Genomic DNA, 11,486 nt, shown 5'->3' on the forward strand with positions numbered 1-11,486 from the left:
CGCCGGGATCACCTGAACGGGAATAAAACGGGAACGGAACGGGATCGGATCGGAAGGCGCCGGGGTCAAGGTCCCGGTGTCGTTTGTCCGCACACCCGCAGAAGGAGTGCTGCCGTGAGAGACCCGCGGGACCGATCGCCGGATGGGACCGAACTCGCCCACGCGCTACAGGACCTGACGTCCGTGGAGCGCTGGGCGGAGCTGGCCGCGACCGGCGGCTCGCCCTCGTTCGTCACCGACGCACCCACCGAGGGACCCATATTCAGCGTGGAGACGGAGACGGTCGACGGGATGCACAACGTGTCCCGGATCGCCCCGCCGCCCGACGGTGAGGCGGAGCGGGCGGCCATGCGTTCGCTGGTGCGTTCGCTGCTCGATCTCGCCGGCCATGAGTCGGGACCGGCCCGCACCCAGGTGGTACTGACCACCGCCGGACCGAAGGTGGTGGCCTGTAGTTTGAGCGAGTAGTCCCAGGTCGGAGGCGGTTCCCGGGTGTTCCCGGGGCCGTTCCCGATGCGTTCCTGCGGGGCGGTAACGCGTGAGGACCGGGCGGGGAACGGCTCCCCGGAAAGTCAGTGGTGTCAGGAGGCGGAAACACCGCCAAGACGAACAGACACTACTTAAGGGGCAGATAATGGGACGCAAGGTCGCCGGGTTCATCGCTCTGATCGCCGTCGCTCCGGTCATCGCTCTCGGCGGTCACACCGTCTCGGCGGACACCTTCCGGGCCGACAACCAGAACCCGACCGTCCCGCCCGCCCCGGTCGTCCAGATCGACAACCAGAACCCGACGGTGACCGACCCGGGTGTCGTCCAGATCGACAACCAGAACCCCACCGTGACCGACCCGGGCGTCGTCCAGATCGACAACCAGAACCCCACCGTGACCGACCCGGGCGTCGTGCGGATCGACAACCAGAACCCGACGGTGGTCACCCCGGGCGTGGTGCAGGTCGACAACCAGAACCCCACCGTGACCGACCCGGCCACGCCCGACGACCACCAGAACCCGACCGTCCTCGCCGTCTGAGCCGGCCGGGCGGAAGCCCGGCGGAGGACCCGGCAGAGCCCCGGCGGCGGCTCAGCGGCGGCGCCGGTCCGGCGCGACGCCCATCCGCTCGAACAGCTTCTCCGCCGCGACCCGGTGACCGGTGACGTCCGCCTCCTCGCCCGCCGCGTCCGCGAGACCGCTCAGCGCGTACGCCTCCTCGATCCGGTAACTCATCGACGCGGCCAACTCCCTCGCGTTGGAGTGGAGCTCGCAGGCGGCCCCGCGCTCGCCCTGGCGCCTTCGAAGCCGCCCCACGATGTTCTCCACCTTCGCGCGACGCAGCGGCGACGCGTTCGACGCCACCAGCTCCAGCGCCTGTTCCGCCAGATCCGGCACCCGCGCCGGCCGTCCCAGGTGCTCGTCCACATCGGCCGACAGCGCCAGGGTCACCGCCACGTTCCCGGGGTCGGCGCCCTCGTCGAGGCGGGCGCGCGCCCGGTCCAGACTCAGGGCCGCGTCCTCCCACAGGCCCAGGCCGGCGTAGGCGAAGGCGAGGTCGGTGAAGGCGCTGAACTGGTTCTCGAACTGGCCGAGCTCCGTCTGGAGCTCTATCGCGCGCAACGCCGCGGCCTTGGCCTCCTCGTGCCGGCCCCACTGCTCGTAGAGCGTGCTGAGCAGGGTGAGACTGTCCGCCTCGGCGCGCGGGACGCCCAGTTCCCGTTCGTACGAGACGGCCCGTTGCAGATGCGCCAGCGCCTCGGGGAAGTTGCCGAGCAGGCTGTTGAACTGGCCGAGGGTGCCCTCGCTGTGCGCCACGGTGTGCCGGTCGCCGATCCGGGCGGCGACGTCAAGGCCCTCCCGGGCCGCCTCCAGCCCCTCCTCGAAGCGGCCCAGCCGCCAGCAGGCGACCCCCAGGTTGGACAGGCTCGCGCCCAGCAGCGCAAGGTCGCCCAGCTGCTTCGCCGCCGCCACCGAGGCCCGTCCGATGGCCCCGAACTCCTCAAGGTTTCCACGCGCGTTGAGCTGGAATACGAGGTTGCGGCTCAGGCAGACGACATACCGGTGCAGGCCCCGCCGCTCGGCCAGGGTCACCGCGGCCAGCAGCGCGTCCTGCTCCTGTGTGAACCAGGTCTGCGCCCGCTCCGCGTCACTGAGGTCCGGCAGGTCCGCCGCGGACTTCTCGATGCCGGTCGGGCGGTGCCGGCGGCCGGGGTAGAGGACGTCGCAGGCGGCCTCGGTCGCGGTGAGGTAGTAGCAGAGCAGCCGTTCCACGGAGACCACCGCCTCCTCGCCGCTGGGGTCGTCGGCGTCGAACAGGCTCTGCGCGAAGCTGCGCACCAGGTCGTGAAAGGAGTACAGCCCGATGTCCGGCTGGCGCAGCAGGTGTACGTCGAGCAGCCGCTCCAGGACGTCCTCGGCGTCCCAGGTGCCGCAGCCGAGCAGCGCCGCCGCCGCGTGCACGTTGATGTCGCCGCCCGGGTGCAGCGACAGGATGCGGAAAGCGGTCCGGCTCTCCTCGTCCAGCGCCTGGTACGACAGGCGCAGGGTGGCGGAGACGCTGCGCGCCCCGGCGCTGAACTCGTCCAGCCGGCGCGTCTCGTCCCGTAGCCGCTCCGCGAGGTAACGCAGCGTCCAGCGCGGCCGGTTGCGCAGCCGGGCGGTCGCGATGCGCAGCGCGAGCGGCAGATGATCGCAGAGCCGGGCCAGCTCGGCGGCGGCCTCCGGCTCGGCGGCGACCCGCTCCGCGCCCAGGGTCTCGGCGACCAGCGCGGCGCTCTCGCGCGGCGACATCACGCCGAGCGAGATCCAGTCCACGCCGTCCAGGTCGATCAGCCGGCTCCGGCTGGTGAGGATCACCAGGCAGCCGCTGCCGGTGGGCAGCAGCGGGCGGACCCCGGCGGCCTCGGCGGCGTTGTCGAGCAGGATCAGCAGCCGCTTGCCGGCGAGCGTGGCCCGCCACAGCGCGGTACGCCCGGCCGTGTCGTCGGGGATGCGGTCCCCGGGGACGCCGACCGCCCGGAGCAGGCCGTCCAGCGCGGTGCCGGTGGACACCGGCTGGTCGCCGGGGGTGTAACCGCGCAGGTCGATGTGGAGCTGGCCGTCCGGGTACTCGCCGACGAGCCGGTAGGCGGCCCGCACGGCCAGTGAGGTCTTGCCGCTGCCGCCCATGCCGTCGAGCGCCACGATCCGGGGGCCCTGCTCGCCCTTGTGGGTCGCCCTGCGCATCAGTTCGGCCAGCTCCACCTCGCGGCCGGTGAAGTCCGCCAGGTCGTAGGGCAGGGTGCACGGCGGCTCGGCCGGGAGCGGGGCCGCGGCGGCGGGCGGCGGCGGTGCGGCGGGCTCGGGGCCGCCCAGCTCCGGGCTCTCCCGCAAGATGCCCTCGTACAGCTTGGCGAGCTGCGGGCCGGGGTCGACCCCGAGTTCCTCGACGAGCAGTTCCCGTACCTTGCCGTACTCCTCCAGCGCCTCGGCCTGCCGCCCGGACCGGTACAGCGCCAGCATCAACTGGCCCCGCAGGGTCTCCCGCAACGGGTGCTGGGCCGTCAGCGCCCGCAGGTCCGGTATTAGTTCGGCGGATTCACCGAGAGTGAGGCGCAGGGCAAGGTACTCCTCCCAAACCCCCAGCCGGCGTTCCTCGATGGTCGTCGCCGCGGCCTCAATGACCGGGCCCCCGGTGCCGGAGAGGACCGACCCGCGCCACAGCATCAGCGCGGAGCGAAGGATTTCGGCCGCCTCGGAAAGCCGTTGTCCGGCCACGGCGCTTTTCGCCGCCTGGACCAGCATTCCGAATTCGGCCAGATCGCTCTGGTCCTCCTCCAGTTCCAGGCGATATCCGGGCCCGTCGGTGAACAGCACGTCCATGCCGCCGGGGATACGTTTCCGCAGGTCTGCTACGGCCTTCCGGACCTGGTGGGAGGCCGTGGCCGGCGGGTCCTCGTCCCAGGCCGCCTCCACCAGCCGGGTCACCGGAAGCACCTTCCCGGGATCGAGCAGCAAAGTGGCCAGAACTCGTTCCTGAATGACCCCGCCGAGTTTCAGTCGTACCCCGTTCGACCATCCCTCCACGGGACCGAGCACATTGAACCGAAGCCGTTCTCCTGGCGCCGCCGTCACCGACGACCTCCCCCCTGGGTTTCGTCACTGCCGAGTCGTCCGCTCCGCGCGGAGGTGATTTTAACTTCCCGGGCAAGGGTGCGGTACTGCGCCGGGAATGGTTCGGGAACGACCTGTTCCAGTCTCTTCCCGTGGCAGGCAGCACGGCCGGCTACGGGGGACCCGCCCGGCATCCGGCGGGGCCGAGGACGAAGGAGACACCGATGAATTCCGATTCCGCACCCGGCCTCGATGCGCTGCTGCAGAACGCGCGGCGGCGGGCGGGACTCACCCAGGTCCAGCTGGCCGGCCTGGCCACCGTGAGTGTGCGCGCCATCCGCGATCTGGAGCAGGGCCGGGTCCGCAGCCCGCGCAAGGACACCCTCCGGCTGCTCGCCGACGCCCTGCGGATGAGCGACGCCCGCCGCGTCGAACTGGAACTCGCCGTCGACGCCCACGCCGCCGGCCGGGTCCTCCAGTCCCTCTACAGTGCCGAACTCGCCGCCCCGCCGCCCCCGTTGCACCCGCTGATCGGCCGCCGCGCCGAACTGGACGCGCTGGTCGAGCGGCTGGAGACCGGCCGCGACCGGCTGCTGACCCTCGTCGGCCTGCCCGGGGCCGGCAAGTCCCGGCTGGCGCAGGAGGCCGCGCTCGTCCTGCACGCCCGCAACCGGATGCCGGTGGTGTGGGTGCCGATGGACGGGGCGGCGGACGCCGTCGCCCGGGGACCGCAGGCCCCGCTGGCCGACTGGGTCCGTACGCTGGTGCGCGACGGCGACCGCTTCGAGGAGCTGACGGCGGTCATCGGTGCGAAGCCCACCCTGATCGTGCTGGACGGCGCCGACGACGCGGTGCCCGTGGCATCGGTGCTCAGCCTGCTCAGCGCCTGCGAACAGCTCAGGGTCGTCGTCACCTCGCGCCGCGCGAGCCGGCCCCCGGCCGGGCGGCTGCTCCCGCTGGCCCCGCTGCCGGCGCCCGCCCCGGGCCCCGCCGGACCCGTGCGGCCGGGCGACTCCCTCACCACCGGGCGGCCCGCGGTCGAGCTGATGCTGTCGTACGTCAGTCACATGCGGCCCGACCTGCTGCTCACCGACGCGGTCGTCGCCTCCGTGGCCGGCATCTGCCACCACATGGACGGCATTCCGCAGGCGCTGGAGGCCGCCGCCTCCTGGCTGCTGCTGTACTCGCCCCACCAGCTCTTGGAGACGGCGCGCACGGCACCGCTGACGCTGGTCGACGGTGTGGTGCCGGCGGCGGAGGGGGCGGGCGGCGGACTCGGCGCGATGCTGGGCGCCGCGCTCGGCGAACTGGAGCCCGAGGCGGCCGGACTGCTCACCGTCCTGGCCGGGCTGCCCGAGCCGTGGACGGTGGACGCGGCGGCGCGAGCGGCCGGCCGGCCGCTCGCCGACACCGCGCGCGATGTGCACGGCCTGCTGCTGCGCGGGCTCGTCCGGCAGCACGCCCCGGAGCCGGACGGCCCGGTCGGCTTCACCGTCCTGAACCTGGTCCGCGCGCTGACGGCGGCCCGCCTGCCGTCCCCGGCACTGACCGCCGCCGCACGCTGAACCGCGCACCCCACGTACCCCTTCCACCACCCCGTCGAAAGGCACCCCCATGCGCAACCTCATCTCGCTCGCCGACCTCACCCCGGCCGAGCTGCACCGGATCGTGCGGCGCGCCGCGTTCTTCGGGAAGGAGGGCGTCGACCGGCGCTCGCTCGCCGGGAAGCAGGTCGGCGTCTACTTCCGCAAGTCCTCCACCCGCACCCGTACGTCCTTCTGGAGCGGGGCCACCCGGCTCGGCGCCGACGTCGTCACCTTCGGCCCCGACGAGCTCCAGCTCTCCACCGGCGAGACCGTCGAGGACACCGCACGGGTGCTCGGCCAGTACCTGGACGCCCTGGTCGTGCGCACCAACGGGGACGTCGAGGAGATCCGCCGGCTCGGCAGCAGCCCGGACCTCGCGGTCGTCAACGCGCTGAGCCTGGACGAGCACCCCACCCAGGCCGTCGCCGACCTGGCCACGCTCACCGAGCGGTTCGGCTCGCTGGACGGGCTGCACCTGCTCGCCGTCGGCGAGGGCAACAGCTCGGGCGCCGCCCTGGCCCTCGCCACCGCGCTCACCCCCGGCCTGCGGCTGACGCTGCTGTGCCCGAGCGGTTACGAGGTCCCCAAGGACAAGCTGGACCTGGCCGACGAACTGGCGGGCGGACGCGCCTCGGTCACCCAGGTGACCAGCCCGGACGAGGTCGAGGGCGCGGCCGACGCGATCTACACCAGCCGCTGGCAGACGATGGGCGTGCCGAAGGCCGACCCCGATTGGCTGGCCGCGTTCGAGGGCTTCCGCATCGACGACGCCTTCCTCGACCGGTTCGGCGGACCGGACACGGTGTTCCTGCACGACCTGCCCGCGGTGCGCGGCCAGGAGGTCACCGACGAGGTGCTGGACGGCCCGCGCAGTGTGGCCTGGCGGCAGGCGCACCACAAGATGACGGCGGCGATGTCGGTCCTGGAATGGTGCGTGACCGGCTGAGCGCGGAAAAGGGGCCGGCCGGACTGGATTCCTCCAGTCCGGCCGGCCCCTTTTTTTCCGGTCTCAGCCCGCCAGCGCGGCGACGACCGAACGCGGACGCATATCCGTCCAGTTGGCCTCGATGAAGTCCATGCATTCCTGCTTTCCGCTTTCTTCCTTCACCGTGTTCCAGCCGGCCGGCCGCTCGATACGCGCGGGCCAGAGGGAGTGCTGCCCCTCGTCGTTGACGAGTACGACATAACGGCCCTCGGAGTCCTCGAACGGATTCGTCGTCATGATGACCACCTCTGCGAAGTCGGTTGGTGGAAAAGACGTTAGATCCCGGCGGGCACGGACGCGGGCAGCGCGCCGGGCAGTTGGGCGGCACCCGGGCGGTGCGCGACGACCGCGATGCCGGTCGCGACGGTGGCCGCCCGCACGGACGCCAGCGCCTCGCGCAGCAGCTCCGCCCGCTCGGCGGCGCTCCCGTCAGGACCCGGCCGGCCCGCCCGTACGAGAATCGACGCGGCCTCCAGCACCGCCACCTGTGCCTCGCCCAGCGCCTCGCTGCGGTCGATGCCGACCCGGGCGCGGTCCAGTACGTCCTCCAGCGTCTCGGTCATGTCCTCGCTCCTCACTCGGATGTGGTGCCGTCAGTATCGGGAGCGGACGAGCCCCCGGCGGCCCTCGGACGCCAACTGCTGCCGTGCTGCCCGCTGGTTGCCGCCGGTGGCGCCGGAAGCGCGGCCGGACCGAATCTACGGTGATGTCCGAAGGGAATCCCCGGCACCCGTCCGGTACCGGCGGAATTCCTTTCTTCCCTGTCATCCCATGATGTGGACGAAGCGAACATGAAGCCTGTGGAATGGGCGGATCGCCCTCGATCCGGGCCGCTGGACGTCGTCGTTACCGGGCTGCCGTCCGATGCGCACACCTGGAATCTCGTATTCATCCAGTTGCTGCTCGAAGACCTCGGGCACAAGGTCGTCAATCTGGGTCCGTGTGTTCCCCAGGACGAAATAGTGGAATCCTGCTGCAAGTACGAACCCGACCTGCTGGTCGTCAGCAGCGTCAACGGGCACGGCCACCACGACGCCGGGCCGCTGATCGCGGCGCTCAGGTCCCGCTGGGAACTGGCGGGGCTGCGGACCGTCATCGGCGGCAAGCTCGGCGTCGGCGGCGAGGACCGGCAGCGGTCCGGCGCACTGGTCCGGGCCGGCTACGACGCGGTCTTCGAGGACGGCGGCGACCTCGAAGCATTCACCTCCTACGTCGGCTCGATCGCGGTGACACCGTGAGCTCCGGGGCGCCCATGCCGTCCTTCGGGCGTTTCGTCGCCGCAGCCCAGGCACGCGGGACGCTCGTGGTGCAGCCGCGGATGGGGTTCTCGGACCCGGTCCGGATGCGGGCGGGACTGCGGGCCACCCGGGACGCCGCCGACGCGGTCGTCGGCACCCTCACCATCGACAGCTACACCCGGGTCGGCGACGAGCCGTCCGCGGTACGGGCCCTGCGCGACGGGGTGCCGCTCAACGGATTCCCGATCAGCTCCTACAGCCCGCACACCACGGCATGGGTGCTGGACGGCGGGCCGAGCGCCGGCTTCCCCGTGCAGGTCAGGCACGGCTCGGCGCGCCCCCGGCGGATCGTCGCCGCGCTGACCCGGCTCGGCCTGGACGCCACCGAGGGCGGCCCGGTGTCCTACTGCCTGCCCTACGGCCGGGTCCCGCTGCTGGACTCGGTACGCAACTGGCGCGAGAGCTGCGAGGCGCTGGCCGCGCTGCGGGCGTCCGGCGCGGAACCGCACCTGGAGACATTCGGCGGCTGCATGCTCGGCCAGCTCTGCCCGCCGGGCCTGCTCGTGGCGATCAGCGCACTGGAGGCGCTGTTCTTCCACGCCGCCGGCCTGCGCAGCATCTCCCTGAGCTACGCCCAGCAGACCAGCCCCGCCCAGGACCGGGACGCGGTGCACGCGCTGCGCCGGCTGGCCGGCGAACTCCTGCCCGACACCGACTGGCACATCGTCCTCTACACCTACATGGGCCTGTTCCCCGGCACCCGGCGCGGTGCCCTGGACCTCCTGGAGCGCTCGGCCGAACTGGCCGTCGATACCGGCGCCGCCCGGCTCATCGTGAAGACGACGGCGGAGTCGCACCGCATCCCGACCGTCGCCGAGAACGTCGAGGCGCTGCGGACCGCCTCCCGCGCGGCGGCCCGCCACCTGGCCCTGCCCGGGGGCACCGCACGGCCCGCCGTCGACACCGGCAACCCCGTCTACACGGAGGCCCGCACCCTGGTGGACGCGGTGCTCGAACTCGACCGGGACCCCGGCCGGGCCCTGCTGAAGGCGTTCGCACGCGGTGTGCTCGACGTCCCGTACTGCCTGCACCCCGACAACGCCGGCCGGAGCAGGAGCGCCATCGACCGTGCGGGCCGCCTGGTGTGGTCGGAGATCGGTGCGATGCCCATCGGCGGCGTCTCCCGGCGCGGACGACGCCTGACGGCGGCGGGCCTGTACGACGCGCTGTCGTTCGTACAGCGCCGCCACGACACCCCATACACCCAGGAGGCAGCAGCATGACCAGCACCAGTTCGCCCGCGTTCCCGACCTCTCCCGACCAGCACCTGACGCGGGAGGCCACCCGGGCCACCCTGCGGGTGCAGTCCCGGATGCTGGCCGCGACGCGCGCCTTCCTGACCGCGCGCGGCTTCCAGGAGCTGCTGCCGCCGGTGGTCGGTCCGGTCACCGATCCCGGCATCCGCGGTTCCAAGCAGGTCGACGTCGACTTCTACGGTCACAAGTACAAGCTGATGACCAGCGCGATCCTCTACAAGCAGGCGTCGCTGCTGGCGTTCGACAAGATCTTCTACATCGCGCCGAACGTCCGCCTCGAACCTCTGGAGACGGCCGTCACGCACCGCCATCTCGCCGAGTTCCACCAGATCGACGTGGAGATACGCGACGCCCGCCGCGAGGACGCGATGGAGACCGCCGAGGAACTGGTGGCGCACGTCGTGGCCGAGGTGGTCCGGGAGCAGCCGGGCGACCTGGAGCTGCTGGGCCGGGACGCCGACGCCTTCCGCGAGGTCGTCCAGGGCGCCTTCGCCCGGACCACGCACCGCGAGGCGACCGCCGATCTGCTGGCCCTCGGCCACCCGCAGGACGCCGGCGCGGAGATCGACTGGCAGGGCGAGGAGATCATCTCCGCGAAGAGCAGCAGGCCGTTCTTCGTCGTCGACTATCCCAAGGGCTCGCGCGGCTTCTACGACCGCGAGGACCTCGCGAACCCCGGCGTGCTGCGCAACTTCGACCTGATCGCGCCCGAGGGCTACGGCGAGCTGGCCAGCGGCAGCGAGCGCGAGCACGACTACGCGGCCCTGGTCACCCGGATGCGGGAGACCGGCGAGAACCCCGCGAAGTACGGCTGGTATCTGGACCTGGCCCGGCGCGGCATCCCCGCCAGCTCCGGCTTCGGCATCGGTCTTGAGCGCTTCACCCGTTACGTCACCGGCCGCACCGCGGTCTGGGAGGCCAGCGCCTACCCGAAGGTCCCGGGAGTGGTGTCGGCATGAGCGCGCACCTGACCGCCGCCGGCTTTCCCGAGGAGCGGGTAAGGCACCGGGCCAGGACCGGCGCCGCCGCGGTGTTCCCCGCCCTGGAGGGCTACGGCAGCGGGCTGCTCGGCGCCGTCCCGGCCGGGCAGGACCCCGAGGACCTGCTGGAGCGGGCCCGGATCGTGCCCCCGGTCTTCATGCCGGAGCGGCTGAAGAAGCTCATCGAGCTGGCCCGCGAACCGCTGTACACGGACGTCGAACTCGACGCCGTGATCGGTGGGTTCGCCGCGCCGCTGCCGCTGTACGTGTCGGCGTTCGGCTCCACCCAGGTCGCCAGCCGGGACCTCGGCGAGGCCGCGGGCCGGCAGGCCGGACGGCTCGGCATCCCGATGGTCGTCGGCGAGAACGTCGTGCCCGTCAACGGCTACCGCGCCGCGGCCGAGGCCGCGGTCTCGCCGCTGCTCGGCCGTATCGCCGCCTACGCCGAGGCGTCCGCCGCGAGCGGCAACGACGCGCTCGGCGGGGTCGTCGTACAGCAGTCCACCGAGGACGCCGACGCCGAGGTGTGGAACCAGGTCTACAGCGACCCGGTGACCGAGCCCCTGCTGTCCTCCGGCCGGCTCGCCTTCGAGCTGAAGGTGGGCCAGGGCGCGAAGCCCGGCCTCGGCGGCCTGACCGTCCTGGACCGCGAGGCCGCCGGACGGGTGGCCGGGCAGTACGCCACCGACGAGGTGTTCGGCGCCGGCGACCGCGTGCTGAGGATCAGCAGCCCCGGCACCTTCACCGAGGAGATCCTGCGCCAGCAGATCCGGCTGATGCGCAACAACTTCCCCCGGGCCCGGGTGTGGGTGAAGCTGCACCCCGGCCGGGACGTGGCCCACGCGGCGGCCACCGCGTGGGCGGCGGGGGCGGACTCCGTCACCGTCGACGGCGCGGAGGGCGGCACGGCCTGGGCGCCCAGCGGCTTCCTCGACCGGGTCGGGCTCCCGCTCGGCGAGTGCCTGGCCCGGATCGGCCGCACCGGCAACTGCCTGCTGGCCAGCGGGCGCATGTGGGAGGGCACCCGGGCAGTGAAGGCGCTCGCGCTCGGCGCCCACGCGGTGGGCCTCGGCCGGGCCGCGCTGCTCGCGGTCGACGAGTCCCCGGACGACGGGCTCGTACGGCTCGTCGAGAGCATCGCCCTGGAGATGCGGCTGCTGATCAGCGCCGTCGGCAAATACCGGGTGGACGCGCTGGACGCCGAGGACGTCCTGCTGCCGGCCCCCTGACCCGCGAGGCACGTCCCGCAGTACGCCCGGCCGCGCCCGGGTCCACCAGCACCGCCCGTTCCGCCCGC

Annotated in this window: 11 protein-coding genes; 8 read left to right on the forward strand and 3 right to left on the reverse strand. The window is 72.6% G+C overall.

Features of this window, described 5'->3' with window-relative positions; genetic code table 11:
- Window positions 1-114 precede the first annotated feature (114 nt).
- Entirely contained in the window at window positions 115-468 is a 354-nt protein-coding gene (locus OG338_RS23870; protein WP_405939256.1) for a hypothetical protein, read from the forward strand.
- Between the two features lie 166 nt (window positions 469-634).
- On the forward strand, window positions 635-1,030 hold the full coding sequence (locus OG338_RS23875) for a hypothetical protein (protein WP_405939257.1): 396 nt from the start codon (window positions 635-637) through the stop codon (window positions 1,028-1,030).
- Between the two features lie 51 nt (window positions 1,031-1,081).
- On the opposite strand, the gene OG338_RS23880 is transcribed toward OG338_RS23875, so the two are convergent.
- Complete coding sequence (locus tag OG338_RS23880) at window positions 1,082-3,958, reverse strand: BTAD domain-containing putative transcriptional regulator (protein WP_405939258.1); 2,877 nt, start codon at window positions 3,956-3,958, stop codon at window positions 1,082-1,084.
- 350 nt (window positions 3,959-4,308) lie between these two features.
- On the opposite strand from OG338_RS23880, the gene OG338_RS23885 reads away from it, so the two are divergent.
- Window positions 4,309-5,649: a helix-turn-helix domain-containing protein gene (locus OG338_RS23885; RefSeq protein WP_405939259.1), complete on the forward strand. Its 1,341-nt coding sequence runs from the start codon at window positions 4,309-4,311 to the stop codon at window positions 5,647-5,649.
- Window positions 5,650-5,698: 49 nt separating this feature from the next.
- On the forward strand, window positions 5,699-6,616 hold the full coding sequence (locus OG338_RS23890; RefSeq protein WP_405939260.1) for an ornithine carbamoyltransferase: 918 nt from the start codon (window positions 5,699-5,701) through the stop codon (window positions 6,614-6,616).
- A gap of 63 nt (window positions 6,617-6,679) precedes the next feature.
- Here OG338_RS23890 and OG338_RS23895 read toward each other — a convergent pair whose 3' ends face one another.
- Both OG338_RS23895 and OG338_RS23900 read right to left on the reverse strand, forming a co-directional pair.
- Window positions 6,680-6,892 carry an MbtH family protein gene (locus tag OG338_RS23895; RefSeq protein WP_405939261.1) on the reverse strand — a complete coding sequence of 71 codons (213 nt, stop codon included), beginning with the start codon at window positions 6,890-6,892 and terminating at the stop codon, window positions 6,680-6,682.
- Between the two features lie 38 nt (window positions 6,893-6,930).
- Window positions 6,931-7,218 (reverse strand): hypothetical protein, encoded by a 288-nt coding sequence (locus tag OG338_RS23900; RefSeq protein WP_405939262.1) that lies wholly within the window; start codon window positions 7,216-7,218, stop codon window positions 6,931-6,933.
- A gap of 228 nt (window positions 7,219-7,446) precedes the next feature.
- On the opposite strand from OG338_RS23900, the gene OG338_RS23905 reads away from it, so the two are divergent.
- Genes OG338_RS23905 through OG338_RS23920 form a run of 4 tightly spaced genes read left to right on the forward strand, consistent with a single transcriptional unit; the run spans window position 7,447 to window position 11,418 of the window.
- Window positions 7,447-7,893 carry a cobalamin B12-binding domain-containing protein gene (locus OG338_RS23905; RefSeq protein WP_405939263.1) on the forward strand — a complete coding sequence of 149 codons (447 nt, stop codon included), beginning with the start codon at window positions 7,447-7,449 and terminating at the stop codon, window positions 7,891-7,893.
- A 14-nt stretch (window positions 7,894-7,907) separates the two neighbouring features.
- On the forward strand, window positions 7,908-9,176 hold the full coding sequence (locus tag OG338_RS23910; protein WP_405940516.1) for a methylaspartate mutase: 1,269 nt from the start codon (window positions 7,908-7,910) through the stop codon (window positions 9,174-9,176).
- Window positions 9,173-10,168, forward strand: a complete 996-nt coding sequence (locus OG338_RS23915; RefSeq protein WP_405939264.1) for an asparagine synthetase A — start codon at window positions 9,173-9,175, stop codon at window positions 10,166-10,168. The genes OG338_RS23910 and OG338_RS23915 overlap by 4 nt, the downstream gene beginning before the upstream one ends.
- On the forward strand, window positions 10,165-11,418 hold the full coding sequence (locus OG338_RS23920) for a glutamate synthase-related protein (RefSeq protein WP_405939265.1): 1,254 nt from the start codon (window positions 10,165-10,167) through the stop codon (window positions 11,416-11,418). The genes OG338_RS23915 and OG338_RS23920 overlap by 4 nt, the downstream gene beginning before the upstream one ends.
- Window positions 11,419-11,486: the final 68 nt, after the last annotated feature.

Source organism: Streptomyces sp. NBC_00726 (assembly GCF_045161735.1).
Classification (GTDB): Bacteria; Actinomycetota; Actinomycetes; order Streptomycetales; family Streptomycetaceae; genus Streptomyces.